The organism is Olsenella sp. KH3B4 (assembly GCA_900111695.1).
In the GTDB taxonomy this organism is placed as follows: Bacteria; Actinomycetota; Coriobacteriia; order Coriobacteriales; family Atopobiaceae; genus Tractidigestivibacter.
In genome coordinates this window covers 14,278-39,906 of the sequence record FOHD01000002.1, presented here as the reverse complement: position 1 = coordinate 39,906, position 25,629 = coordinate 14,278, and the positions used below count along the sequence as shown (strand labels likewise).

General features: G+C 62.4%; 20 protein-coding genes and 1 tRNA gene. 15 read left to right on the top strand and 6 right to left on the bottom strand.

The window, feature by feature from the left end; genetic code table 11:
• Positions 1-45 precede the first annotated feature (45 nt).
• Positions 46-2,628 (top strand): family 78 glycoside hydrolase catalytic domain, encoded by a 2,583-nt coding sequence (locus BMX94_RS02150; RefSeq protein ID WP_091002945.1) that lies wholly within the window; start codon positions 46-48, stop codon positions 2,626-2,628.
• Positions 2,625-5,159 carry a glycoside hydrolase family 2 TIM barrel-domain containing protein gene (locus BMX94_RS02145; RefSeq protein WP_091002943.1) on the top strand — a complete coding sequence of 845 codons (2,535 nt, stop codon included), beginning with the start codon at positions 2,625-2,627 and terminating at the stop codon, positions 5,157-5,159. Before BMX94_RS02150 ends, BMX94_RS02145 begins: the two co-directional genes overlap by 4 nt.
• 507 nt (positions 5,160-5,666) lie before the next feature.
• On the opposite strand, the gene BMX94_RS02140 is transcribed toward BMX94_RS02145, so the two are convergent.
• Positions 5,667-7,172, bottom strand: a complete 1,506-nt coding sequence (locus BMX94_RS02140) for an MFS transporter (RefSeq protein WP_091002941.1) — start codon at positions 7,170-7,172, stop codon at positions 5,667-5,669.
• A gap of 311 nt (positions 7,173-7,483) precedes the next feature.
• Between BMX94_RS02140 and rhaB the strand changes: the two genes are divergently transcribed.
• From rhaB to BMX94_RS02120, 4 genes are all read left to right on the top strand, one after another.
• Positions 7,484-8,920 carry a rhamnulokinase gene (gene rhaB / locus BMX94_RS02135; RefSeq protein WP_091002939.1) on the top strand — a complete coding sequence of 479 codons (1,437 nt, stop codon included), beginning with the start codon at positions 7,484-7,486 and terminating at the stop codon, positions 8,918-8,920.
• Positions 8,913-10,199, top strand: a complete 1,287-nt coding sequence (locus tag BMX94_RS02130) for an L-rhamnose isomerase (protein WP_286159988.1) — start codon at positions 8,913-8,915, stop codon at positions 10,197-10,199. Before rhaB ends, BMX94_RS02130 begins: the two co-directional genes overlap by 8 nt.
• Positions 10,200-10,226: 27 nt before the next feature.
• A complete protein-coding gene (gene rhaD / locus BMX94_RS02125) occupies positions 10,227-11,042 on the top strand; it encodes a rhamnulose-1-phosphate aldolase (RefSeq protein ID WP_091002937.1) in 816 nt (271 codons plus the stop codon).
• Positions 11,043-11,272: 230 nt separating this feature from the next.
• Positions 11,273-11,461 carry a hypothetical protein gene (locus BMX94_RS02120; protein ID WP_218138441.1) on the top strand — a complete coding sequence of 63 codons (189 nt, stop codon included), beginning with the start codon at positions 11,273-11,275 and terminating at the stop codon, positions 11,459-11,461.
• A gap of 129 nt (positions 11,462-11,590) precedes the next feature.
• On the opposite strand, the gene BMX94_RS02115 is transcribed toward BMX94_RS02120, so the two are convergent.
• The 3 genes from BMX94_RS02115 to BMX94_RS02105 form a co-directional block, all read right to left on the bottom strand.
• Positions 11,591-11,905: a type II toxin-antitoxin system RelE/ParE family toxin gene (locus BMX94_RS02115; RefSeq protein ID WP_177171290.1), complete on the bottom strand. Its 315-nt coding sequence runs from the start codon at positions 11,903-11,905 to the stop codon at positions 11,591-11,593.
• Positions 11,902-12,174 carry a type II toxin-antitoxin system Phd/YefM family antitoxin gene (locus BMX94_RS02110; protein WP_091002933.1) on the bottom strand — a complete coding sequence of 91 codons (273 nt, stop codon included), beginning with the start codon at positions 12,172-12,174 and terminating at the stop codon, positions 11,902-11,904. Before BMX94_RS02110 ends, BMX94_RS02115 begins: the two co-directional genes overlap by 4 nt.
• A gap of 113 nt (positions 12,175-12,287) precedes the next feature.
• Positions 12,288-12,923 carry a hypothetical protein gene (locus BMX94_RS02105; protein ID WP_091002931.1) on the bottom strand — a complete coding sequence of 212 codons (636 nt, stop codon included), beginning with the start codon at positions 12,921-12,923 and terminating at the stop codon, positions 12,288-12,290.
• Between the two features lie 101 nt (positions 12,924-13,024).
• Here BMX94_RS02105 and BMX94_RS02100 point away from each other — a divergent pair, with 101 nt between their 5' ends.
• Positions 13,025-14,047 (top strand): LacI family DNA-binding transcriptional regulator, encoded by a 1,023-nt coding sequence (locus BMX94_RS02100; RefSeq protein WP_091002930.1) that lies wholly within the window; start codon positions 13,025-13,027, stop codon positions 14,045-14,047.
• 212 nt (positions 14,048-14,259) lie between these two features.
• Positions 14,260-14,334 (top strand) — tRNA-Val (locus tag BMX94_RS02095).
• 443 nt (positions 14,335-14,777) lie between these two features.
• Here BMX94_RS02095 and BMX94_RS02090 read toward each other — a convergent pair.
• Together BMX94_RS02090 and BMX94_RS02085 are read right to left on the bottom strand one after the other, a co-directional pair.
• Positions 14,778-15,278, bottom strand: coding sequence for a hypothetical protein (locus BMX94_RS02090; RefSeq protein ID WP_091002928.1), 501 nt, complete (start codon positions 15,276-15,278; stop codon positions 14,778-14,780).
• 352 nt (positions 15,279-15,630) lie between these two features.
• On the bottom strand, positions 15,631-15,810 hold the full coding sequence (locus BMX94_RS02085) for a hypothetical protein (protein ID WP_091002925.1): 180 nt from the start codon (positions 15,808-15,810) through the stop codon (positions 15,631-15,633).
• Between the two features lie 903 nt (positions 15,811-16,713).
• Here BMX94_RS02085 and BMX94_RS02075 point away from each other — a divergent pair.
• From BMX94_RS02075 to BMX94_RS02045, 7 genes are all read left to right on the top strand, one after another.
• A complete protein-coding gene (locus BMX94_RS02075; RefSeq protein WP_091002921.1) occupies positions 16,714-16,920 on the top strand; it encodes a hypothetical protein in 207 nt (68 codons plus the stop codon).
• A complete protein-coding gene (locus BMX94_RS02070) occupies positions 16,920-18,755 on the top strand; it encodes a type I restriction-modification system subunit M (protein ID WP_091002919.1) in 1,836 nt (611 codons plus the stop codon). Before BMX94_RS02075 ends, BMX94_RS02070 begins: the two co-directional genes overlap by 1 nt.
• Positions 18,752-19,969: a restriction endonuclease subunit S gene (locus tag BMX94_RS02065; protein ID WP_091002917.1), complete on the top strand. Its 1,218-nt coding sequence runs from the start codon at positions 18,752-18,754 to the stop codon at positions 19,967-19,969. Before BMX94_RS02070 ends, BMX94_RS02065 begins: the two co-directional genes overlap by 4 nt.
• Positions 19,969-21,261, top strand: a complete 1,293-nt coding sequence (locus BMX94_RS02060) for a hypothetical protein (protein WP_091002916.1) — start codon at positions 19,969-19,971, stop codon at positions 21,259-21,261. The genes BMX94_RS02065 and BMX94_RS02060 overlap by 1 nt, the downstream gene beginning before the upstream one ends.
• Positions 21,262-21,275: 14 nt before the next feature.
• Entirely contained in the window at positions 21,276-24,398 is a 3,123-nt protein-coding gene (locus BMX94_RS02055) for a type I restriction endonuclease subunit R (RefSeq protein WP_091003519.1), read from the top strand.
• Between the two features lie 279 nt (positions 24,399-24,677).
• Positions 24,678-25,184, top strand: a complete 507-nt coding sequence (locus BMX94_RS02050; protein WP_091002914.1) for a hypothetical protein — start codon at positions 24,678-24,680, stop codon at positions 25,182-25,184.
• A 124-nt stretch (positions 25,185-25,308) separates the two neighbouring features.
• Complete coding sequence (locus BMX94_RS02045; RefSeq protein ID WP_091002912.1) at positions 25,309-25,614, top strand: integrase core domain-containing protein; 306 nt, start codon at positions 25,309-25,311, stop codon at positions 25,612-25,614.
• Positions 25,615-25,629 lie beyond the last annotated feature (15 nt).

The window sequence follows — 25,629 nt, the reverse complement described above, 5'->3', positions numbered from 1 at the left end:
GGGGATGCGTCCCGTGCCCGCCCATTCTGTGAAGTGGGGGATGGCATGCTGAGGCTACGACGTTTTGCCTGTGAGGGCCTTGAGAGCGGTTGCGTGACCGACGAGAGCCGCCCAAGGTTCTCCTTCGCCTTCGAGAGCGATCGCAACGGTGCGAGCCTGCGGGAGGTCACGCTTGAGGTGAACGGCTGGACCTGGCGGGGCACAGGTCAGGCAGTGGTGCGCTACGATGGCGCGCCACTTATGCCCTGCACGTCCTACCAGGCGCGCGTTTGTGCAACCGATGACGCGGGCGAGTCCTGCGAGGGCACGCTCGAGTTTGAGACGGGGCTTCTCGGCGGAACTTGGGACGCGCAGTGGATCAGCGACGCCTCCTACCACTTTGACGAGAAGGGCGTGGCGCCTGTGCCCATGGTCTTCAGACACAGCTTCCCGCTTGGCGGCACGGTGCGCCGTGCTCGTCTCTACGCCACGGCGATGGGCATCTACGACGTTGAGCTCAACGGCCGGCGCGTGGGGGATCGCTACTTTGCGCCCGGCTTCACCTCGTACGGCTCTACGCTGCAGTACCAGGCCTATGACGTGACTGAGCAGCTGGGCGCGACAAACGACCTGGTGGTGACCGTTGCTGGCGGGTGGGCCGTGGGCCCGTTCTCGTACACGCGCAAGAATCACGTCACCGCAGACAGGCAGGCGCTTCTCCTCGAGGTTCGCGTGGAGTTTGAGGACGGCACCACGCAGGTCCTGGGCACAGGCGAGGACTGGCAGGTCACCGAGGGCGGCCCGTGCCGCATGGCCTGCTTCTACGACGGCGAGACGTACGATGCGCGCGTGGCCCTGGACAACGCCACCTGGCGCCCTGCCACGCGCGAGACCCTGCGCGTGAGCCCGGCCCTTCTCGCCGAGGACGGCGCGCCCGTGCGCGCACACGAGGTCATGCATCCCGTGAGCTGCACAAAGGTGGGCGACGAGTTGATCTATGACTTTGGGCAGAACTTCGCCGGCGTCGTGGACCTGGTGATCGACGGACATCACGGCCAGACCGTTACGGTGCGCCACGCCGAGATCCTGAAGCCCGACGGCACGCTCAACACCGACTTCCTGCGCACGGCCAAGGCCACGCTCACGTACGTGTGTCGGGAGGGGAGGCAGGAGTTCTCGCCGCGCCTCACGTACATGGGGTTCCGCTACGTTGCCGTGCGGGGCGTCAACGAGGACAGCGTAGAGGTTCGTGCGTTGGCACTCTACTCAGACCTGCGTTTTACCGGCGAGTTTAGCTGCTCGGACGAGCGCCTCAACCGCCTGCAGCAGAACATCGTGTGGAGCTCGAAGTCGAACCTCATGGACATTCCCACCGACTGCCCACAGCGAGACGAGCGCATGGGGTGGACCGGCGACATTGCAGTCTTTGCCCCCACGGCGTGCTACAACTTTGACATGGGCCGCTTCCTACGCAAGTGGCTCCGCGACGTGCGGGCGGAGCAGTATCGCACGGGCGGCATTCCCGTGACCGTGCCCGCCCAAGGCTTTGGCTTTCCCACAACCATCCCGCCCATGGCGGTGGACTTCTGGGGAGACGCGTGCGTCCTGGTGCCGTGGGCGCTCTACCAGGCCGAGGGCGACATCGAGGTCCTGCGTGAGAACTTCGACATGATGAAGCGCTACGTCGACGCCTGCCGCTTCTGGGCAGCCTTTGGCGTGGGTGACCACCGCTACATCTGGCACACGCCCGCGGTGCTCCACTTTGGAGACTGGGTTGCGCCCGACGTGCCAAAGATGGGCCAGTGGCAGGCGCGCAGCAAGTGGACGGCAACGGCGAGCCTCCAGCACACGAGCGGGCTCGTGGCCCGCATTGCGGAGGTGCTTGGCGAGAAGGACGCCGCTGAGAAGTACGGCCGCCTGAGCGAGCGCGTGGCCAGGGCGTACCGCAACGTCTTCACCGACGGCCACGGCAGGCTCAAGCAGGAGTTCCAGACCGCCTACGTGCTGCCCATCCAGTTTGGCATGCTCAAGGGTGACGAGCTGCGCGCGGCCGTGGCTCGTCTCGCCGAGCTTGTCGCGCAGGGTGGCTACCGCATTGGGACGGGCTTTCCCGGCACCCCGTACATCCTCTTTGCCCTGGCAGACAATGGCGAGAAGGACGTGGCGTTCCGGATGCTCGAGTGCACGGACTGCCCCTCGTGGCTCTACGAGGTGGTGCATGGCGCAACGACGATCTGGGAGCGCTGGGATGGCCTTGACGAGAACGGCAACTGCCCCATAGGCGACGACGGCACGGACATCATGATCTCGTACAATCACTACGCGAGCGGTGTCGTGGGAGACTTCCTCTACCGTCGCGTGGCCGGCCTGGAGACGCTCGAGCCGGGGTACCGCAGGTCACGCGTGCAGCCGCTGGTTGGGGGAGGCCTTCGCTCCGCGCGCGGCGCGGTGGAGACTCCCTACGGCAGACTTGCCAGTAGTTGGAAGCTTGATGGCACGGCGTTCTCGCTTGAAGTCGAGGTCCCCCTGGGAACGACGTGCGAGGTCGTGCTGCCCGATGGCGCTACGCACGAGGTAGGGTGTGGCACGTACACGTTTACGTGTGCCCTGCCGGTTTGCGTGCAGGACACTGCGGGAGGAGCGCGATGAGGGGCCAATCGTTCAACGACGGATGGCGGTTCAGGCGGATTGCCGCCAAAGGCGAGCAGGACGCGCCATTCGAAGAGGTCACGCTTCCCCACGACGCGATGATTGGCGAGACGCGCAGCCCGCAGGCGGTCTCGGGCCGGAACAGCGGGTGGTTCGAGGGTCGCGACTACGAGTACGTCAAGACCTGGACCCCGCCAGAGGAGCTTGGCGGTAAGTTTCTCCTCCTCGAGTTCGAGGGCGTCTACCACCTGGCCCAGGTATGGGTCGACGGCACGCTTGTTGCGGAGCGGCCGTACGGCTACACGAACCTCTACGTGGACCTTGCTGGGCTTGTGGAGCCCGGTAGGCCCTGCGAGCTGCGCGTTGTTGCCAGGAACTCCGACCAGCCCAACAGTCGCTGGTACTCTGGCGCCGGCATCTACCGTCCCGTCACGCTGTGGGTGGGCGAGCCGGTTCACCTGCGGCCAAACGGCATCGCCGTGCGGACACTCTCGCTGGACGGCGGCAGCGCCCGCGTCGAGGTCTCCCTCGAGGCGAGCGGACATGGGCTGGCAACGGTCGAGCTCCTCCCCGAGGGCTCCCAGATGCCGGTGGCAGCCGGTAGCGTCGAGCTGGGCGAAGACGGAACCGGGGCGATGACGCTCGAGGTGCCGCAGCCCCGCACCTGGTCGCCGGACCATCCGGACCTCTATCGTTGCCGCGTTGACCTTGCGGCAGGGGGCAATATCGCCGATCGCGGCGAGACGCTCTTTGGCATCCGCACCCTTGCGTGGGGCGATGACGGGCTTCTTCTCAACGGAGACCGCATCGTGCTGCGGGGCGCCTGCATCCACCACGACAACGGCGTGCTGGGTGCCCGCGCCTTTGCCGATGCGGAGTGGCGCAAGGTCCTGCTCATGCGCGAGCAGGGCTACAACGCCGTGCGCTCTGCCCACAACCCGTGCTCGAAGGCGCTGCTTAACGCATGCGACCACCTGGGCGTGCTGGTCATGGACGAGTACGTGGACCATTGGTACATCCACAAGACGCTCCACGACTACGTTGAGTACTTCGATGCGTGGTGGCGCCGCGACCTTGCCGACATGGTCGAGAAGGACCGCAACCATCCCAGCGTCGTGATCTACTCGATTGGCAATGAGGTTGCCGAGACTGCCCAGGAGCGAGGCGTCCTTCTCACCCGCCAGATGGTCGAGCATCTGCATTCCCTTGATCCTACGCGACCCGTTACCTGCGGTGTCAACATCTTCTTTAACCTGCTGAGCTCGCTTGGGCTGGGGCAGTACTCAGACGAGAAGGCCCGCCGCGAGGCCGAGCAGGCCGCTCGCCAGGGCGCAACGCCGCACCGCGCGGTGGGAAGCGAGTTCTACAACAGGCTGGCCGGGCTTCTTGGTGCGGGCGTCATGAAGCTGGGTGCGGCGTTGCCCGCGTGCGACCGCGTCACGCGCGACGCCTTCGCGCAGATGGACGTTGCGGGCTACAACTACGGCATCGACCGTTACAAGCACGACCTGCGGGCCTACCCGCACCGCCTGATCTTGGGCAGCGAGACCTTCTGCTCCGATGCGCAGCGGTTCAGCGACCTTGCCAAGAAGGAGCCTCGGCTCATCGGCGACTTTGTGTGGGCAGGCATGGACTACTTGGGCGAGACGGGCGTGGGCGCCTGGGAGTATGCCGACTACGCGCCTCGCGAGGGCGGGTTTGGCTGGCTCACGGCTGGCTCCGGTCGCGTGGACCTTACGGGCAAGCCCCTGGGGGAGGCGCTCTACACGCGCGTCGCGCTTGCTGGGGAGGCAGGTCCCTACCTGGCCGTTTGTCCCGTGAACCATACGGGCGAGCCGCACACGCCAAGCGCCTGGAAGATGTCGAACGCCATTGCATCGTGGAGCTGGGACGGCTGCGAGGGGAGGGTTGCCAACGTCGAGGTCTACGCGCGAGCGCACGCGGTGGTGTTGCTTCTCAACGGCCGTGAGGTTGGCCGCAGGCTGCTTAGGGGCTCGTGCCTGGCGCGGATGTCGTGCCGCTACGAGCCTGGTTCGCTTGAGGCCGTTGCCCTCGGCGCAGATGGTCGTGAGCTGGGGCGTTGCGTGCTGAGAAGCGCGGACGGCCCGACGGAGCTTCGCGCCGAGGTGGAGTATGCCGGCGTGCCGGGCGGGTTCGTGCGGCGCGACGTCTGGCGCGAGGGCGAGCCGGTGGTAGAGACCCATGTCGGTGCCGAGGCGCCCGACGTTTCTCACGAGGGCGCGGTCGTCGGGGCCGGCCGGCTTGCGTTTGTCCGCGTGCGCTACACCGGTGCCAACGGCGAGACCCGGCCGCTCGCAAGGGGTGTGCTGAGGGCTTCGGTCGAGGGTGGGGACCTCCTCGGCTTTGGCTGCGCTTCGCCCTTCAACGAGGGGAGCTTCGTCACGGGCGAGACCCAGACCTACTTCGGCGAGGCTCTGGCCGTGGTGCGTCCGGCTGCAGGGTCCCGGTGCGTGCGTCTCTCCGTCACCGATGGCACGCTCTCGGCGACGGCGACTCTGACTGTCGCTTAGGAGACAAGCCCGTCTTGTTGTTGTGACCGCCTGGCCGCTTTCGAGCAGATGACGCGCATGGCGTGGCGACTCTGCCGAAGCCGAGCCGGCGACCCCTGCTTTTTGGTCGCGATTTCTCCCCGCGCAGGGGTCCTCGCAACCTCGGGACCTCAAATTACGTGCAGAAGTGAGGTTGTGTGTAAGTGGCCCCTCCGCCGGAGGGGCCACTTCGAAGTTGGCCTCTAGAATATTGCAATACAATAAAAACGTTACGCCTGTTGAACTCGGGTTAGGAGGGCACATGCCTCCCACGTCATGGCCACCGGGGCGTTATTGAACACGTGGCCGTGCCGTTTCGTGCCCCCAGAGCCCACACAACCTCACTTCTGCACGTACTTTTGCCGATCCTAATTGCCTGGACCCTTCCGTAGTACGAAAACCCCTCCGGCACGTGCGTGCCGGAGGGGCGGGGAAGGGAGGGACAGGTTGGTTTTCGTGGCCGATTGAGGTTTTTGCGGCGAGCGGTGCCTACTCGTGATTGGCCTCTGTAACTGCACCTTCGTTGCGCTCCTTGAGGGCCGCCTGCTCTGCCGGGAGGTTCTTCTCAACCGTGAAGAACAGGAGCAGCACGCCGCAGATGGCAAACGCAACGGTCTCAACCCAGATGTAGCTGCCGGCGATTGCCGCCTGTGCCGCCGCGGACTGTGCGGCAACGCCACGCGCAACGTCGGCGGCCTGGTCGTAGCCCACGCCACCAAGGATGCCCGAGAAGATCGCGTTGCAGATGGGCGTGGCGGCGACGGCGATGCAGCTGTAGATGGACATGGTGAGGCCGTCGGTGCGGATGTGGTTCTTGTACTCGATGTGGTCGATTACGTCGGCGAGCATGGCAAGAATCATGTAGCCAAGCGGCGCAGACCCAAGGCACTTGATCGCGACGCCCGCAGCAACAGGGACAATATTGCTCCCGCCAAGACCTGCAATGACACCGCCAATGACGCCCACTACCATGCCCACAATGCACACGCGCTGCTTGCCAAACTTGTTGCACAGCGGAATCACAAAGAGGATGGCTGCGGCCATGGGAAGGGCGCCCATGATGCTGAGGAGCGACTGAGACGCGCCCCACGCCTCTACGGTGCCAAAGTAGCTGTTATCCAGAACCCACTTGCAGAAGTACACCATCGAGCCGTTCTTGAACGCTCCGCTGAACTGGTAGAGCAGGTACGCAACAATGATGACCCACCACATGGGCTCGTGCGTGACGGAGGAGAGCTGGCGCGAAAGCGACGGCGCCTCCTGCTTTTCGCCCTCGCTCTGCGAGGCGCTTACCTCCTCGGTGATGCGCTCGCGTGTGAAGCGAAACTGCAGGTAGACGGTGATAAGCGTAAAGAGGGCGATGGCGGACATCGCAAGGAGCCAGAGGTTCTGGTCCTCCTTCAGGAAGAACGAGACAAGGATGGGGAAGACCATGGTTCCGGCACCCATAACGCCAAAGCCGGCAATGTTGGTGAAGGATGCCATGGTGCCGCGCTTCTCGGTGTCACGCGTGGAAACGGCGACAAGGGTCGAGTTCGCGGTGTTGTAGATGGGGTAGGCCACCGAGTAGTACAGGTTGAACGCAATGGCAATCCACACCATGCGCGCGACGCCCTCAAACGGCACAAAGAACATGAGCACCGTGGACACCGCGAGCGTGAGTGCCGAAAGCAGAATCCAGGGGCGCGCCTTGCCGGCAAGGCAGTGCGTGCGCTCGATGAGCTGGCCCACCATAAGGTTGGCTATGACGATAAGAACGGTCGAGATAAGCTGCAGCGCCGTGAGGAACGAGAGGTCGAGGCGCAGGACATCCGTGAAGTAGTTCTGCAGCTGGCTCGTGAAGATGCCGCTGGCGAGAAGGCCGCCAAACGGGCCGAGGAAGTAGCCAAAGATCACCTCGGGCGGTGTAACGCGGTCGCGCTTTGCAAGCGAGCTGGTAAATGGGCTAGACCAGAAGCCCTTGTCCTTCTCGTCCGTCGACGTGTTGTCTGTCATGTGCTCCCCCTGTCCTGCATTTTGGGCCGGTGGCCCGCAATGATGACGAATCCGACACAATCTCATTGTGGGATATGTTACCAAGAAATACGTAAGTTATGAAAACGATTTGCAGACGGTCGAGTTCGCCCGGTGACAGGCACCTAGGATCGGCCTGCGCGCGCGGAGGAACCGGTTAGAAAATTCTTACCTACGTTTAGCGAAATTATGTGACTAATTACCAAATCCGAGGTCAACCCTTATGGTCCAGCAGGTATTGTAGTGCGTGATACGAGGACATCACGCGCTTGAGCGTACGTGAAGGAGAGTCCATGACACTTCGCCACCTTGCAATAGACATTGGTGCTTCCAGCGGGCGCGCCATCGTGGGCGAGCTTGACGAGACGGGCCGGCTGCGTCTCACCGAGGTTCATCGCTTCGAGAACGGCCTCGTCCGGCGCGGCGGGCATCTGTGCTGGGACATCGACGTCCTGTGGGAGAGCGTGCTCGACGGGCTTGCCGCCGCGCACGAGCGGGGCCTCACGCCTGCCACAGTGGGCGTGGATACCTGGGGCGTGGACTTTGTCCTGCTCGACGGAAGCGACCGTCGCCTCGGCGAGGCCGTGGGCTATCGCGACGCGCGGACCCAGGGCGTGCGGGAGGAGCTAGAACGCACGGGCGTGCTGCCCTTCTCGGAGCACTACGCACGCACGGGCATCCAGTACCAGCCCTTCAACACGGCCTACCAGCTGTGGGCCCTCAAGCGCGAGCACCCCGAGCAGCTGGCGGCGGCGCGCACCTTCCTCATGGTGCCCGACTATCTCAACTTCCTGCTCTGCGGCGAGAAGGCCAACGAGTATACCAACGCGTCGACGACGGCGCTGGTGGGGGCCACGTCGCGGGATTGGGACCGCGAGCTGCTCGGGCGTCTCGGCCTGCCGACAGACATCTTCCTGCCCGTTTCCATGCCGGGCTGCGCGCTGGGCCACCTGCGTCCGGAGGTCGTGCGCCGCGTGGGCTTTGACGCCGAGGTGGTTCTGCCCGCCACGCACGACACGGGCTCGGCGTTCCTGGCCGTTCCCGCGCGAGACGATCGTGCCGCGTTTCTGAGCTCGGGTACCTGGAGCCTTCTTGGCACGGAGCTGGCGGCGCCCGTGACCACGCCCAATAGCGCGGCGGCAAACTTTACGAACGAGGGCGGCTACCAGGCCCGCTATCGTTACCTCAAGAACATCATGGGTCTCTGGATGATCCAGTGCGTGCGCAGGGAATCCGCACGCCCGGACGGTAGCCTTCCCACCTGGGGCGAGCTTGTCTCGGCGGCAAGCGACGCTCACGAGCGGGGCTTCCGTTCGACCGTGGACGCGGAGGACGAGCGCTTCCTCTCGCCAGACTCCATGGTGGCCGAGGTTCGTGCCGCGTGTGCGGAGGCTGGCCAGCCGGTGCCCGGCACCACGGGCGAGGTTGCCTGCACGGTCTACGACTCTTTGGCCGCAGACTACGCGCGCACGGTGCGCCAGATGCAGGAGCTCACCGGCACGTCGTTTACCAGCGTAAACATTGTGGGCGGCGGCTCCGCCAACGCCTACCTCAACCAGGCCACGGCCAACGCCTGCGGGCTTCCCGTCTACGCCGGTCCCACCGAGGGCACCGCGCTCGGCAACCTCATTGTGCAGATGATCCACGCGGGCGAGCTGGCGGATCTCGCCTCTGCCCGCGCGGCAATCTCAAGAAGCTTTGACATCAAGGAGGTACTACCCCATGAGTGACGCAAGCACCATGTCCGCGCAGGCCACGGCCTACGAGACTGCCCGCGCACGCTACGCCGCCTGCGGCATTGACACCGAGGCCGCGCTCGCGCGTCTGGCAGCCAAGCCCATCTCGATGCACTGCTGGCAGGGCGACGACGTCCAGGGCTTTGACCAGGGCGACAACCCCGCGTCGGGCGGCATCATGACCACGGGCAACTACCCCGGCCGCGCACGCAACTTCGACGAGCTCACGGCCGACTTTGCCTACGCCGCGAGCCTCATCCCTGGCGCCAAGCGCGTGAACCTGCATGCCAGCTATGCGGTCTTCACGGACGAGAACCCCTGGCATGACCGCGACCAGCTCACCTACGAGGACTTTCGTCCCTGGGTGGAGTGGGCGCGCGAGAAGGGCTTTGGCATCGACTTCAACCCCACGTTCTTCTCGCACCCGCGCGTCAACCACGGCCTTACGGTGAGCTCGCCGGATGAGGAGACGCGCGAGTTCTGGATCCGCCACGGCATCTGCTGCCGCCAGATTGCCGAGAAGATCGGCGAGGAGCTTGATGACGAGGTCCTTCTCAACTTCTGGATTCCCGACGGCCTGAAGGACACCCCAACCGACCGCTACGGCCTGCGCAAGAACCTGGTCGACGCGCTTGACCGCATCTACGCCGAGCCTGCGCCGCACGTGGTGGACGCCTTCGAGCAGAAGGTCTTTGGCCTGGGCGTCGAGGGATTTACCGTGGGCGACCAGGAGCTCTACGAGGGCTGGGCGGCGCGTCACGGCGGGAGCGCCTGCGTGCTTCTCGACACCGGGCACTTTAACCCCACCGAGAACGTGGCGGACAAGCTCTCGGCGCTGGCGCTGTTCTTCGATCGCCTGCCACTGCACGTCACGCGACCCATGCACTGGGACTCGGACCACGTGACCCTCTTCAACGACGACCTGCGCGAGCTGGCCGGCGAGATTGTGCGCGTGCCGGGCGCCTGGGAGAAGTCGATGATCGGCATGGACTTCTTCGACGCTGCCATCAACCGCATTGGCGCATGGGCAACGGGCATGCGCTCCATGGAGAAGGCCCTGCTCTTCCAGCTGCTCCAGCCCACGGACCAGCTCAAGGAGCTGCAGAACACGTTCCAGGACTCGCGCAAGATGCTGGTGCTCGAGCAGTTCAAGTGCATGCCCTTTGGCGACGTGTGGGACGAGTACTGCCGCCGCGAGGGCGTGCCTCTCGAGGGCGAGCTCTGGGACAAGGTCAAGTCGTACGAGGACGACGTTCTGAGCACCCGCGCGTAGGCGTTGGCGAGAAGGGGAGAAAGACTCATGGCAATGGTGGACCTGGATTTTGTGAAGGGCTTTGTCCGCATGTGCAACGACGGCTGGCTGCAGGGCTGGCACGAGCGCAACGGCGGCAACCTCACGTATCGTCTGAGCGAGAAGGACGTGGAGGCCGCGCGTCCGTTCTTTGACGAGCCCCGCGAGTGGCACGAGCTTGGCGTTGCCCTTCCCAACCTGGCGGGGGAGTACTTTGTGGCAACGGGTTCAGGCAAGTACATGAGGAACGTGGCGCTTGACCCCGAGGCGAACATTGGTATCTGCGAGCTGGACGAGAAGGGCGAGCGCTGGCGCGTGGTGTGGGGCCTTCCCGGTGACGGCGTGCCCACGAGCGAGTTTCCCACGCACCTCATGAACCACAGCGTGCGCAAGCGCGTGACTGGCGGCGCCAACCGCGTGATCTACCACTGCCACGCCACCAACGTGATCGCGCTCACCTACGTGCTGCCGCTCACCGACCGCGACTTCACGCGTCCGCTCTGGCAGAGCGCCACGGAGTGCCCGGTGGTCTTTCCCGAGGGCGTGGGCGTGGTGCCATGGATGGTCCCCGGTGGCGTCGACATCGCGCGTGCCACGAGCGAGAAGATGGAGACGTACCAGGCGGCAATCTGGGCCATGCACGGGCTCTTTGTGAGCGGTCCCGACTTTGATACCGCGTTTGGGCTTGCCCACACCATCGAGAAGAGCGCCGACATCTACGTGCGCGTGCTTTCCTGCGGCGGCGTGCGCCAGACTATTACCGACGACGACCTGCGCGCCATCGCGCGCGACTTTGGCGTGACGCTCAACCCCGCGATGTTGTAACGGGCGCCGGGCGGCGTGGCCGGCGGCGGCTGGGCCGGCCCGGTCCCGACCCGCCACGGTCCCGGCCGCCAAAACTGCGGCTTAGTTGCAGTGTCCGAGAGGGCCGCAAGCCGTCTGCCTGCGGTTCTTCTCGGCAGTTTCCTCTGCGGACTGCAATTAAGTCGCAGTTTTTCTGGAGGCCCGCGCGGAACCCCGCACGGGCCCGCCGGCACCCACGCGAGCCCGCGGATATGGATACCGTCGAGGCAAACGACGAGGACGTGCCCCGCGACCTGGTGTGCCACGTCGACTCGGCAGGCAACACCTACGACTTTGGATTTGGTCTCAACTGGAAGGGCGTCATCGACGACAACCGCGTAAGCACCTATGCCAAGGTTGCCCCGCTCACCGAGCCCCAGTCGGTCTCGATTCAGCTGTAGCAGCGAGAGCGTTCACCCCGATGCGGCGCCCCATCGTCTTTGGTGGGGCGCCGCGTTCGTACCCGGAATCGCCCCGCGCGCCGCGTCTGTGCTTTCGCCCCGCGCCGATAAATGGCGACTTCGCGTTTCCTACCACGCCCCACGCGAGAAGTCCGAGAGCAGGTGACGGATACGGTATATGACCACACGCTTCCCGTTCAGGTAGTAGAAGACTTTGAAGTTGTAGACGTTCGTGGACCGGTACTCGTGAAGAGTTGGCGTCGGAGGCTCAAACTGGTAAACGGGATGCTGCTCCGCCTCGTCGAGCAGTCGTTCGAAAGCTGAGAAGAACTCGTCCTCAAGTCGATCGACAAAGGCCTCGTCCTGATAGGTGAGCACGTAGTCCTCAAGCTCGCCGAGGTCTCTGACGGCATCATCGGTGAGCAGGTATTCCTTGTACCTCACGACGTCCGCCTTGCCTTGAGGGCGGCTCGTGCCTCCTCCGCGCTCAGGAGGGTGAGGTTGCCCGCCGCTTCGCGCTTCTCGGTCTCTCGGATGGCCTGCGAGAACGATCGCTCCTCCGCGCTTGTTGCGGCATTCCAGGTGTCATAGTCGATCATTGCCCATTTAGGACGTCCGTTTTGCGTGAGGACAACCACTTCGCCCTCGTCGGTGAACTGCGATACGGACTTGATGTCAGCACGAAAGTCACTCACGGGAACAATCCTCGGCATGGCAATCGCCTCACCTTCGTAGAAGAAATTTCTTCTATTGTAGAGAAAACCATCCTACGGAAGTCGGCGGGGTCGAGCGGGGTCGCGGGGCCAAACGCAGGACCCCGCGGTGGCTACTTCTTGTCGCTCGAGCGGCGAGCCATGTCCTGCAGCTCGCCCGCGGCAGCGTTCGCCTTGTCACGCCACTCGGCGACCTTGGACTTCTTGTGCGCGTTCTCGTACTGGGTGGCAATGAGCAACGCCAGCCGCATGCGCTGCTGCGGGCTCTTGGCCTCCTTGAACTGCTGCTCCATCTCGGTGATGTGGCTTGAGTCGTTCTCGGCGAAAATCTCCCACATGAGTCGGGATTCCTTGGCCACGCCCTTGTCGGCAGTCTTCTCTATCTCGTCGAGCAGTGGCTTGGCGTCCTTGTAGCGCTCGTGCTCCATGTAGAAGCGGTAGGCCTTCACCACGACCTCGCTGCGCTGGTTCTTGGACGAGCGCATGGTGAGCAGAACGTCGAACTGCCGAGAAGCGCCCTCGACGTCGTCCTTCACAAGGTAGGCGTTGAGCTTCATGTACTCCCTGTTGAACGGCGGGTAGAGCCACTTGGAGCTTGGCTTGTCGAGAAGCTCGAGCGCCTCGTCGCAGCGGCCGTCGCGCAGGAGCAGCGCAAACTTGTTGAGTCGCGCGCTGCGCATGAGCTGCTCGACGATGAAGTAGGCCGCCGCGGCGGCGATAAGCGCGATGGTTATGGGGTTGAACTGCATGGGGCCTCCGCCTGACGTGTGGTCATTGCAGGCAACAGTGTAGCCCCGGATGAGACAAAGGGACAGTCCCTTTGTCTCACTGCTTGACGAGAGGAGACACCATGCCAAAGGTGACGCTCAAGGACATTGCGCGCGAGGTAGGGCTCTCACCCACCTCGGTCTCTCTCGTCCTCAACAACCGACCGTGCCGCGTGAGCGAGGAGAACCGCCGCCGCATCAAGGAGATCGCGCAGCGTAAGCATTACATTCCCAACCAGATTGCCCGCAGCCTGGTCATGCAGCAGTCGCATTCGTTTGGGCTTGTCGTGCCCAACATCCAGAGCCGGTACTTTGCCTCGCTCGCCAACAGCCTCGAGATTCTCTGCCGCGAGAAGGGCTACCTGCTGCTTATCACTAACTCGGTCGGATCCTCCGAGAGCGATGCCGAGCTGGTGCGGCTGCTGGTGAACCGCGGCGTCGACGGGATCTTCCTTGTGGTCTCGGACGAGTTCACCACCGATCGAGAGCTCATCGACGACCTTACGCAGCTGCCCGTGCCGCTCGTGATGGTCGACCGCTTCCTTGATGGCGTGAGCCGTGACCGCGTGCGCTACGACAACGAGCTTGGCGGATACCTTGCGACGGACCACCTGCTGCGCCATGGCCACCGTCGCGTGGCGTGCATCATCAACCCCGAATCAAACACCGGCCGTCTGCGCCTCGCGGGGTACCGACGGGCCTTGGACGAGCATGGCATTCCGTTTGACCCCGAGCTGGTTTTCGAGAGCGACTACTACATTCCCGATGCCTGGCAGGCGGCCGAGGGGCTTCTCGCCACGGATGCCACGGCAGCGTTTGCGAGCAGCGACAACATTGCGCTGGGGCTGCTCAAGCGCGTGTACGAGCACGGCCTGCGCGTGCCGGACGACCTTTCGGTGGTGAGCTACGACAACAGCGCGGCAGACTCGCTCTTCGAGCCGGCTCTGACGTCGATCGAGCAGAACGTGCCGGCCATCGCTGGCGTGGCGGTGGAGATGATGCTCGCGCGCGTGGGGGAGCATGCCGACGACGCGGAGTACGCGCCGCCGGTCGAGCGGATGCTCACGCCGCGTCTGGTCGAGAAGGACAGCGTGCGGAGCTTGTAGCACTCGGCGAGCTTGGAGCGGCGCGGGCGAGAGAGGCGACGACGCTGGCGAGAGAGGCGACGACGCTGGCGAGCAGAGGGGCCTTCGGCGCTCGTCGCGACCTTCTTACTGAGCAATAATTGTGATGCGAGAAAAACTTGCGATTGACGGTTGCGTTACATGAGCGTTTTCGCGTAAGATACTCCTCGCTGCAACCCCAGCAGCAGAGATTCGGGCGTTTAGCTCAGGGGGAGAGCGCTTCCCTGACACGGAAGAGGTCAGAAGTTCAAATCTTCTAACGCCCACCATAAACGCAGGTCGGAGGCCCTTTCCAGGACCTCCGATTTTTTTGTTCAAGGCGAATTGGATACTAATCGTGTGAGAAACTCGCTTCGCTAGACGTCTGGTCCAAAGTCCCGTCTCGGCCGCGCGGTGTAGTCGACGGACGCGTCGGCATCGACTGGGAGGACGGAAGTAGGTCCAAGTAGGTTCGAGTAAAGCTGGCCCGTCCGAGGTCCTCGCAGGTAAAGGGGCCCGCGGAGGTCGAACCTCGGGTTCGAGTAGGCTCTGGCGGCGCGGCTACATCCAGCGCAGCGTGATGCATGCGATGGCCTTCAGCAACCGCAGCAGTGCCCTAAGCGCCCTCATGGTCGGCCTCCTTTCGCTTGACCTCGGCAAGCATGGCCTCTAGCTGCCCCACGGTGAACGTGAGATCCTTTGGCTCAGCAGCTGTCGTCGCCGTCTGCGGCTCCTAGAGTGCCGACGAGCTCACGTCGGCGTCGAAGCTCCCCTCTACCTCCGACGCCGCCGCCGGCCTCGCGTCGGGGTCCACGCCGGCGTGGATGTCGAACGTCGTGCCCACGCTCGCGTGCACCATACAGCTCGCCGCGGCCCTCGCGTCGCAGCCGCCCGCGATCACCATGGTGGCGAAGGTGTGCCCGGGGTCGCGGGAGGTGCCCTTGAAGTCGTTCGTCTTGCAGAGGTCGACGAAGTCCTTGCCGAGTTGCGTGGGGCTGTAGGGCCCGCTCTTCTCCTCCTGCGTTCCCGGTATGCAGGGGTCGCCGAAGGGGAGTGCGAGCTCGTTGGCGATGCGCACGGCGCCCGCCCGCGCGAGGCGCAGAATGTCGAGGGTGCGCCTGGTGAGCGCGTCTCGCGTGCGCTCCGCCTGCCGGCGCGTCTTGCCCTCGACCGTGTGGAACGTCCTCACGACCTCGCCCGTTACGGGTCGGTGTGCGAGAGGACCGCCTCCCATCGGTCACTGTTTCTCCGTCTCTCCAGACCACGGCTGGCGTAGGTAAGGTTCTGCATCTCCACTTCCTTCCACTCGATTTTCAACAGCCGTTTCTGACCGGCATTGTGACCGCTGAAGTGACCGCCAAATGACTGCCAAAACGAGGTTGGAGATGCAGAAGGAGCAGACTCCTACAGACCGTTGGAGACGCGAAATAATACAAAACGCCTGCTCAACACAGTGTATCCAGACGAGGTAGACGAGGGAGAACTTGCGGAGCCTCCAGCCTGACTCGTTCATAACCCAAAAGGTCATTGGTTCAAATCCAGCCTCCGCGACCAAACGTTACAGTCTCCTTCGGGAGGCTTTGTTATTACCGGAATCCACTGGCAATGCGCCACGTCGGGTGGCCTTCCATCGAGTAGACCCAGTCTCGGCGTGTCGCCTTCGCGGAGTTGTCTGCGACCTCGACGCTGATGGCGGAGAGCACGCTTCTGAACTCGACCGCGTGCGGGATGCGACCTGCGTTGTCGTCGTGGTAGACGATGGCCACCTTGTAGTCGGGGAAGTCCTCCCGTACCCAGACGACGGCAAGGCAGCGCAGTCCCTCGAGGGGGGACGGCGTCGCCGGGATCGGGCGAGATCACGTAGTGCTTGTAGGTCCGAGCGGGCCTGCCGCCCCAGGGTGTGTCGTTGCGGTAGGCATGGCGGGTCTCGTCCATGACGGCCGCCCAGTCGAAGCCTCCCTCCTGCGGCGCGTCGATGTTGAGGAAGTCGCGCGCAAGCGCTCTGCCGTTCTTGGTGAGGTACCTGTATATCCCGGCGCAGGAGGTGTGGCCGGATATGGGCTTCAAGATCTGCATTGCGGCCCCTAGAGGAAGAGGATCCGCGACTCTGCGATGGAGCGCACGCTGGAGGCAAGCGGCCCGGCGCCCGGCGTACCGAGTCGAGGGAGCCTCCTTGCTTGCGCCAGCGCGACGGCGCACTCCGCGGCGACGTCGTCCGCCGGCAGCTGCAGGAGCAGCCGGACGAGGTCGGACACCGAGAGCTCCGTTCCCCCTGCCAGCGCCTTGGCGCGGGCGAGGTCGGCGTCGGTGACCCCGCACGTATATCCTCCGCGTGCATCGTTCCATGCTGCTCTGATCTTCCCTGCGGGCGAGAAAGCCCGCGAATCCCAGGGGCGCGGGGCCTCCCCCGCTTGGAGGAGCGTAGCCGGTGCGCACGTGGATGTGCGACCCTCGCTCCGGATTGGCGCTGCGCGGCCCCGGATTCGCTCCGCCGCAATCCGGGGCGAGCCAGGTGCTAACAAGCGCTGTCTTGGGCGTGTACGCACGAGACAGGCTGTTGCTTAGGGCTGATTAGAAACGCCAGATGGTCGGATGGCTGATAGGCTGCGATACGGCTGTTGCTAGAATGTATTCATTATGTATTCAGCCTGACTGAGCGGGGGCATTTTGTGAAGTGCTCAGACTTCGTTAGCTTGAGCGCCACCGAGATGGAGCTGCTAGAGTGTCTCGCTGGCGGTGGGATGACGACCATCGCAATGCGTATCCCCGTGAACTTCAAAGAGGCGGCTGCTGAAAAGGCGGCGCTGCGCAGGATAAGCTTCAGAGCCTTCTCGCGCATGTGCATGATTGACGAGCTGACGAAGGGAAACAAGTAATGGCCGACATCCGGAAACTAGAGAAGGAGCTCTGGGAGGCAGCGGACAACCTCCGCGCTAACTCCAAGCTCACGAGCCAGCAGTACTGCATGCCGGTGCTCGGTCTCATCTTTCTGCGATACGCGTGGGGCCGCTTCAAGGCAGCCAACAAGGCCATTCGTGAAGAGCGGGCGAAAGCAACAGGCAGGCCGATTCCCATCGAGCCTGCCGACTACACCAAACGCGGTGCGATGTATCTCCCCGAGAAGGCACGCTACGACTACCTCCTGAACCTGCCCAAGGGCGAGAAGAATCTTGGCAAGAGGGTCGACGAGGCCATGGCGTCTATAGAGGCGGAAAACAAGCAGCTTGCCGGTGTCCTCCCGAACAACTACACCGAACTCGGAGACGATCTCCTCGCAGAGACCCTGCGAATCTTCAACAACCCTGCTCTCGACGAGGCCGGCGACGACATTATCGGTCGCATCTACGAGTACTTCCTGGGGAAGTTCGCCCCCGCGGTGGCCTCGGACGATGGGGTATTCTTCACGCCGAAGTCGCTGGTCCGCATGATCATGAACGTCATAGAGCCCGAACGAGGCGTGATGCTCGATCCCGCCTGCGGCTCGGGTGGCATGTTCGTCTCCGCGAGCGACTACGTGCGCGACCACGGTGGGAACCCCGTCGAGTCCATGACCTACTACGGCCAAGAAAAGGTGGAGTACAACGCCAAGCTCTGCCTCATGAACATGGCGGTGCACGGCATGAACGGCAAGATAGTCTCGGGCGATGCTGCGAACACCTTCTACCACGACGCCCACTCGCTCGACGGTAAGTGCGACTACGTCGCCGCAAACCCGCCCTTCAACGTGGATAAGGTGAAAGCCGATGACGCGCAGAGTGCGGGCCGCATGCCGCTGGGGCTCTCGGGCATCAACAAGAAGGGCGAGTTCTCCAACGGAAACTACCTGTGGATTAACTACTTCTACAGCTACCTTAACAGCAACGGCCGCGCCGGCTTCGTCATGGCGAGCTCTGCCACCGACTCCTCCGGTAAGGACCGCGGGCTCCGCCAGAAGCTCGTGGAGAGCGGTGACGTCGACGTGATGCTCTACGTGGGCAACAACTTCTTCTACACTAAGAGCCTTCCCTGCACGCTGTGGTTCCTCGACAAGGGAAAACCGGAAGAGCTGAAGGACAAGGTGCTCTTCATTGACGCGCAGAACTATCACACCGCCATAGACACGACCCACAACGAGTGGAGTCCGTGGCAGCTGAAGAACCTTACCGCGATCGTCTGGCTCTACCGAGGAGAGACCTCGAAGTACCAGGAGCTGATAGACGATTATTGCAGTGCGATACGCGAAGCCGGGGATTTAATTGGCGGTGAGGCGGGGTCAGCGCTGGCGAAGGTCTCTGGAATCGATGACCTTGCAGGCGCAAAGGAGACTCTAGCCACGTTTATCTCCGAAGTGAAAGACGAAGCGAAGGATGCTGTTGAAGCTGCGAAACGTAACGAGCGCAAGAAAGTCCGTGCCGCATTTGACGAGCGCATTGCAGGGCTGGAAGAGCAGCTGACAATTGTCGACGAAGTCCTCTGGCTTACCGAGAAGTTCGACGCTGGTGAGTATGAGGACGTTGCCGGACTGTGCAAGGTGGCGACGCGCTCGGAAATCGAGGAGAAGAACTGGAGCCTCACGCCGGGGGCACACGTGGGCGTGCCGCCAGTAGAGGATGACGGGGTCGACTTCCACGAGCGCATGGGCGAGATCCACTCCGAGCTGTTGAGGCTCCAAGCCGAGAGCGACGAGCTCATGATGGCCATCTCCAAGAATTTCGAGGAGATGGGGCTATGAGCGAATGGAAGCAAGCAGCCCTTGGCGACTTGGCCGAAGTACAGCTTGGAAAAATGCTCGATAGAAAGAATAATCAGGGCGAATATCGTCGCTATCTGGGTAACGACAATGTCCAGTGGAATGAGTTCAATCTCGATGGCGTTAAAGAGATGCGCTTCAAGGAAAACGAGCTCGAACGCTTCCGACTGAAAAAGAACGATCTGCTTGTTTGTGAGGGTGGAGACCCTGGACGTTGCGCTCTTTGGGAGGGAGAAGAGGAACTTTATTACCAAAAGGCGCTTAATCGCGTCCGGGTTGGCGAGCAGCTGGATGCACGCTTTCTGCTCTATTACATGATGTATATCGGAATGACAAAAGAAATCCGCCAATACTATACAGGTGGTGCAACCATTAAGCATCTTCCAAACGCTGCTTTAAAGCGGGTGATTGTGCGCTATCCGTCTTTGCGTTCTCAGAAGAAGATTGCCGAAATTTTAGATGCGTACGACAAACTCATCGAGAACAACCGCAAGCAGATTTCCTTGCTCGAGGAAGCGGCGCAGCGGCTCTACAAGGAGTGGTTCGTCGACCTACGGTTCCCTGGGTATGAAGACGCTGCAATTAGTGGCGAAATACCTCTTGATTGGGCTTTTATACCTATTTCAGAATACGCACAAGTTGTGAAGGGATGCTCCTACTCTAGTGGGGAAATTGATGTAACAAGCGGCATCCCTATGGTCAACCTCGCGAGCGTATCCTCATGGGGCGGCTATAATCCCTTCTCGGAGCGTGTATATAGCGGGGCATACAAAGCGGAGCAGATATTAGACAAAAATGATGTTGTCATGGCAATGACGGAGCAGGCGCCGGGCCTCGCTGGATACGTCGCTCGCATCCCCAGGTATGCTGCAGGTGCAGTTCCATCTATGGATTTGGTTTGCCTTAGGCCAATGAACGGCAGCAAGGCATACTTGTATGGGACTTGTCGTTATGGGAACGTGTCAAGACTCTTGTCGCCCCTGGCCAATGGAACAAAAATCAGGCATCTCAAGCCAGAGGCCTTTGACTATACAAAGATACTCGTGCCGCCTGTCGAACTGCAAGGGCGGTTTGAGGCTGCTGTCGCTCCAGCTTTCAGTGTTATCGACGTTCTTTACGAAAAGATTGCACTGCTTCAGAAGGGCAGAAACAATGTCCTCCCTAAGCTCATGTCGGGCGAGATCGAGGCATTGTGATGAGTGAGAGGAAGAGGTACAAGATTCATCTGGATCCTCAGCTCATCGAGGACTTCAGCGAGGCCATCGACGCCCAGGAGCACATTACCGAGCAGGTCTCATTCGTCGAGAAGGCATTTGCTAAGAAGAAATACCGGGGCGTGCCCGCATGGGACTGCATCTGCGCATGTGTGCATCGCATCCGCGACACCGTTGAGTATTTGAACGATCAGACTCTTGGTGAGCAAAACTATCGCAGCGCCTTCGACTTCATCAACTTCATCAACAACACGTCTGTGGTGCTCGACAGCGTCGACATGCTGGCTCGTATCTTCGGTGTCGATTTAACTGTAGAGGATGCCAGAACGGAAGCGTTCCACCAGCTGGGAGATAACGGCAAAGGCACCGACAAGAAGTACTTTGAGTTCCTGCGCTCACTCTGCGCGGTGCATCCCATGGAGACAAACCGTTATAAGGGGATGTATCACGAGACGGACATCGTCACATGCCCCTATCTCACATGGGTGGGCGGAACGTTCCTCGAAGACCATTGGCATTGCGATTTGCACGGGCATGCCTTCGTAAACGAGTCGAACAGCTGGGGTGAGGACGTCTGCGTGCACATGGACCAGGTGTTCGCCCACATCAAGTACCGCTACAGCCTGCTCAGAAAGATTGGGGCGGCTCTAGAGCGATACCAGGAGAGAAGGATTGAAGAATATCGCAATACGCCGGTTCCGGGTTGCGGTGCGGACGAGTCGGAAATCGACTACATAGAACGCCTCAAGAACGCTGAAATCGAGCGCTTTGGGTCGAACAACGACTTTGTTTACGACTTTGCCGAGAGGGTCATGGCATTCGAGCCGACGAATGCCGGCAACAGGGCTGCGTCTGAGCGATACAAGAACGCGTGGAGATTTGCCCTGGGGCTTCAGCTGAACGTTCTGCGCGATATGGATCGGAACGGCGTGGGGCATGCGGGAGTTGCGGACAACGACACGGACTGGATTCTGTTCGAGCACCTCATATACGCCGGCTGCACATGCGACGAGCTCGACGGATATGACTATCAACTCGAGAAGCTTGGCTACCTCGCGGGGCACAGCGGACCGAGCGATGCAGCGTGGGGTCGTCTGAAGCTTCGCGAGCTCGAGCCCGTGTTCCGCAGGTACGTCTCGATGGACCTGGACAATGACAGCGACGAGGAGTTGTACATGCTTTCCCGCATAGCGCTGTATGAGATCGCGCTCCGACACGATTGCGAAGTGAACAGGGCTATTCCATACAGCCCGAAATACCGGGAAGTTTCATAGGGGTGTGGCGACGCATGGCCGGCAGGTACTCAGAGGAAGAGGCGGTACAGAAGCCCGCGGGTGAGAGGCTCCAGAGGCTCGGCTGGGAGCTTATCTACGCCTACAACGACGAGCGCGTCGGCGAGCAGAGCACGATGGGTCGCAGCTCCTACAGCGAGGTGGTTCTGCGCCCGCAGCTTGAGTACGCGCTGATAGAGCTCAACGAGTGGCTGGACGAGGACCGGTGCGCGGAGGCCATAGACACGCTCATGGGCACTCTCAGCACCGACTCGCTCCTTCAGACCAACGAAAAGAAGTACCGGATGCTGCGCGACGGCATCCCCGTGGAGATGCCGCGCGAGGACGGCACCACTTACATCGAGTACGCGCAGGTCTTCGACTTCGACCATCCCGAGGCAAACCGCTTCATGGCCGTCGAGGAGATGTGGGTCTACAGCGCCGACGGCGTGTACCACAGACGCCCCGACCTCATGGGCTTCGTCAATGGCATCCCCCTCCTGTTCGTTGAGTTCAAGCGGCACGACAGGGATGTGCGGCGCGCCTACGAGGACAACTACTCCGACTACCAGGACACCATCCCGCAGCTCTTCTACTTTAACGCCTTCGCCATGCTCTCCAACGGGCTCGAGGCGAGGGTGGGCACGCTGGGGTCCAAGTACGAGTTCTTCGGCGAGTGGAAGCGCCTGGCGGAGGGCGAGCCCGGCGCCGTCGACCTTGACACGATGCTCCTGGGAATGTGCAACAAGGCCGCGTTCATGGACCTCTTCGAGAACTTCATCCTCTTCGACCACTCCGGGCCCAAGACCGCCAAGATTCTGGCGCGCAACCACCAGTATCTCGGGGTCAACCAGGCCATAGAGTCGTACCATCAGCGCGAGCTGCGCGACGGGAAGCTTGGCGTGTTCTGGCACACGCAGGGCTCCGGCAAGAGCTACTCGATGGTGTTCTTCGCGCAGAAGGTGAGGCGCAAGTTCGAGGGCTCGCCAACCTTTGTCGTTGTTACCGACAGAGACGAACTCGACAAGCAGATAGCGGGTACCTTCGCCGGATGCGGGCTCCTTTCGGGCACGAACGCCTCGGCTTACATCGCCACGAGCGGCGAGGACCTACGCCGCCGGCTCAAGGGCAACCCGAGTTTCGTGTTCACGCTCATCCAGAAGTTCAACGACCCGGCCGCGGAGCCCATCGAGCCCGACTACGACATCGTCATCCTCTCGGACGAGGCGCACCGGACCAACAACGGCAAGTTTGCTGCAAACATGGTCCGCATGCTGCCGACTGCGTCGCGCCTAGGCTTCACGGGAACCCCGCTCTTCTCCTACGACAACATCACAGAGCGCACGTTCGGCGGGTACGTTTCCGTGTACGACTTCGCAACGGCGGTCGAGGACGGCGCGACGGTGCCGCTGTTCTACGAGAACCGCAGCGACTTGCTCGACATCGAGAACCCTGAGATGAACGACGAGCTCGCCGAGGCTGTGGAGGCCGCGGACGTCGACGAAGACCAGCGGGAGAAGCTGGAGCACGACCTCTCGCGTGAATATCACGTGATTACCTCCGAGAAGCGCCTCGACAGAATCGCCCGCGACTTCGTGAAGCATTACTCGGGAATCTGGGAGTGCGGTAAGGCCATGTTCATTAGTGTGGACAAGGTCACCGCTGCACGCATGCACGCCCTGGTGCAGAAGTACTGGGCTGAGGAAATAGAGGAACAGGAGCGTGCCCTGAGGAGGGACAGCCAGCAAGAGGCTCAGGAACGACGACGCAAGATTGAGTGGATGCGCGATACCGAGATGTGTCTCGTGATAAGCGAGGAACAGAACGAGGTTTCCACCTTCGCCAAGTGGGGGATTGACATTAGACCACACCGCAAGAAGATGAAGGACCGCGAGCTCGACAAGGAGTTCCGCGACCCCGACAACCCGTTCAGGGTCGTCTTCGTGTGCGCGATGTGGCTCACGGGCTTCGATGTGAAGCCGCTGGGGGTCATGTACTTCGACAAACCCATGAAGGCCCACACGCTCATGCAGGCCATCGCCCGCGCCAACCGCGTGTCCGAGGGCAAGAGCAATGGCCTCATCGTCGACTACATAGGCGTCGTGAAGGCCCTGAGGAAGGCGCTCGCAGACTACACGCGCGACCCGGCGCAGGGCGCGGGCGGCGACCCCGTGATGGACAAGGACGAGCTCGTGGAGAGGATAATGGCCCTCCTTTCGGAGATTGAGGCGTTCCTTGCCGAGAGGGGCTTCAACCTGTCTGACCTGCTCTCCGCAGACGACTTCGACAGGCTCGCCAAGGTGAAGGACGGTGCCGACGCCGTGGCTGGGAATGATGAGGCGCGCAAGCGTTTTGGCATCATGGCCCGCGAGCTGTTCAGGATGTTCAAGTTCGTCGAGCGCGGCGACGTGGGTCGGGACGACTGGGCGCGCCGGGATGCAATCGACGCCATCTACAGGCAGCTTACCAAGCGTCGCGAAACTGCCGACACGACGGATATCATGGTCAGCCTACAGCAGATCATCGACGAGCATATCTCAGTGAAAAAGTCCGACGACGACAGGGACAGGCGCTTCGACATCTCCAAGATTGACTTCGACCTGCTGCACAATGAGTTCTCCAAGGTCAAGCAGAAAAACCTGCTCGTGGGTGATCTTAGAGGCGTTATCGAGGAGAGGCTTATCAAGGCGCTCAAAGTGAACCCTATGAGGTCTGATTTCTACAATCGCTACCAGACGATTATCGAGGAATACAACAGAGAACAAGACCGCGCGTCTATCGAGGCGACTTTCGAGAAGCTTATGAAGCTCTCGGAGGACCTGGACGATGAGCAGAGGCGGTACGTGCGGGAGGGCTTCTCCGACGAGCGGCAGCTTGCCGTGTTCGACATGCTCTACAAGGACTCGCTCACCAAGGCCGAGATAGTCCAGGTGAAGGAGCTTGCGCGGGATCTCGTGGACAAGATTCAGGAAAGCCTCGCCAGCATGACCCACTGGACCGAGAAGCCCGAGACGCGCGCCGAGGTGGACACACTGATCCGCAACGAGCTGTACAAGCAGCTACCTGCCAGCTATCCGGATGATTCAATACAGACGTACAGGTCGGAGATTTACGAGTATTTCTACTCGCGTGCAGCGTAAGAGTACTGCGCAATCATCGTGAAGACATTTCGATGTCTGTTTTGAAAGGATCGGCTTGAAGAATAAAGATGCCTGGGAAGCAACGAATGATGTGGTTGGCGTCTTTGAGACACCGCGTTGACCTCCCCTCCGAATCCCGCGATGATGTGCCGAGAGGGCACGGATTGCGATGCTCGGTCTATCAAAGACGACGAGGAAGACCTACCCGCCAAAGTTCAAGATGGCGGTCGCGATCGACGTGGTGAGAGGCGAGAAGACCCTCTCCCAGGTCGCCGCGGAGTGGCGCGCGAGCTGCTCGACGGCGCCGACGACGTGTTCGGCAAGACCCAGCAGGAGCGCGAGGGGAAGAGGTCGGAGGAGGCCGCGCGAAGGAAGTGCGACGAGGCGCTGCCCGGGGGGGTGCTGCCGCGCGAAAGGGCATGCGATCTGCTGGGAGTGAGCAGGGTGACCGCCCACCGCGACATGGGGCGCCCCGGGACGGACGGCGACGAGCGCCTGGCGGCCCTGGTCGACTGCGAGCACGTCAACCACCCCGCCTACGGCGCCAGGAAGATCGCCCACGTGCTGCGCGGGTCTGGCGAGCCGCGCGCCACCTGGTGGCGCGCCGCGAGGCTGATGGGGCTCATGGACATGCGCCCCTGCTGCCCGCTGCCGTCGCCCTCGGCGCCGTCCGAGGCGTCCAGGCGCTTCCCGTACCTGCTGCGCGGCAAGGTCGTGAGGTTCCCGAACCAGGCGTGGTCCACGGACATAACCTACGTGCAGATGGGGGACGCCATACGTGTCTGACTGACGGCGGTGATCGACTGGCACGGCCGCCACATCGTGTCGTGGCGGCTGTCGGACACCATGCGCGCCTGCGAGGTCCGCCGCCTGCGCGAGGGACGCCTTCGCCTCGCGCGGCACGCCCGGCGTGACGAACGGCGGCGACCAGGGGTCGGTCTTCGGCCCGGAGGAGTACGTCTCGCCGCTCGCCTCCGAGCACGTGGCGCAGAGCATGGACGGCGTGGCGCGCTGGGCCGACAACGTGCTGATGGAGAGGTGGTCCGGGACGCTCAAGAGCGAGTGCCTCAGGAACGCGGAGTACGAGACGCCGGCGCGGCTCGAGGACATGATCAGGGGGTTCGTAGACGAATACAACACGACAAGGCCCCACCAGTCGCTAGGCTACGCGACCCCGTCAACGTGGTACTCCGGCGGCATAGCGGAGGCCGCGTAGGCTAGGATGCAAGGG

What these genes read in the sequence shown, in the direction of transcription:
- BMX94_RS02150 (WP_091002945.1), top strand. Translation starts at nt 46, where the DNA reads ATGCTGAGGCTACGACGTTTTGCCTGTGAGGGCCTTGAGAGCGGTTGC.
- BMX94_RS02120 (WP_218138441.1), top strand. Translation starts at nt 11,273, where the DNA reads ATGGATACCGTCGAGGCAAACGACGAGGACGTGCCCCGCGACCTGGTG.
- BMX94_RS02060 (WP_091002916.1), top strand. Translation starts at nt 19,969, where the DNA reads ATGAGTGAGAGGAAGAGGTACAAGATTCATCTGGATCCTCAGCTCATC.
- BMX94_RS02090 (WP_091002928.1), bottom strand. Translation starts at nt 15,278, where the DNA reads ATGGGAGGCGGTCCTCTCGCACACCGACCCGTAACGGGCGAGGTCGTG.
- BMX94_RS02130 (WP_286159988.1), top strand. Translation starts at nt 8,913, where the DNA reads ATGAGTGACGCAAGCACCATGTCCGCGCAGGCCACGGCCTACGAGACT.
- rhaD (WP_091002937.1), top strand. Translation starts at nt 10,227, where the DNA reads ATGGCAATGGTGGACCTGGATTTTGTGAAGGGCTTTGTCCGCATGTGC.
- BMX94_RS02110 (WP_091002933.1), bottom strand. Translation starts at nt 12,174, where the DNA reads ATGCCGAGGATTGTTCCCGTGAGTGACTTTCGTGCTGACATCAAGTCC.
- BMX94_RS02140 (WP_091002941.1), bottom strand. Translation starts at nt 7,172, where the DNA reads ATGACAGACAACACGTCGACGGACGAGAAGGACAAGGGCTTCTGGTCT.
- BMX94_RS02105 (WP_091002931.1), bottom strand. Translation starts at nt 12,923, where the DNA reads ATGCAGTTCAACCCCATAACCATCGCGCTTATCGCCGCCGCGGCGGCC.
- BMX94_RS02100 (WP_091002930.1), top strand. Translation starts at nt 13,025, where the DNA reads ATGCCAAAGGTGACGCTCAAGGACATTGCGCGCGAGGTAGGGCTCTCA.
- BMX94_RS02055 (WP_091003519.1), top strand. Translation starts at nt 21,276, where the DNA reads ATGGCCGGCAGGTACTCAGAGGAAGAGGCGGTACAGAAGCCCGCGGGT.
- rhaB (WP_091002939.1), top strand. Translation starts at nt 7,484, where the DNA reads ATGACACTTCGCCACCTTGCAATAGACATTGGTGCTTCCAGCGGGCGC.
- BMX94_RS02065 (WP_091002917.1), top strand. Translation starts at nt 18,752, where the DNA reads ATGAGCGAATGGAAGCAAGCAGCCCTTGGCGACTTGGCCGAAGTACAG.
- BMX94_RS02070 (WP_091002919.1), top strand. Translation starts at nt 16,920, where the DNA reads ATGGCCGACATCCGGAAACTAGAGAAGGAGCTCTGGGAGGCAGCGGAC.
- BMX94_RS02145 (WP_091002943.1), top strand. Translation starts at nt 2,625, where the DNA reads ATGAGGGGCCAATCGTTCAACGACGGATGGCGGTTCAGGCGGATTGCC.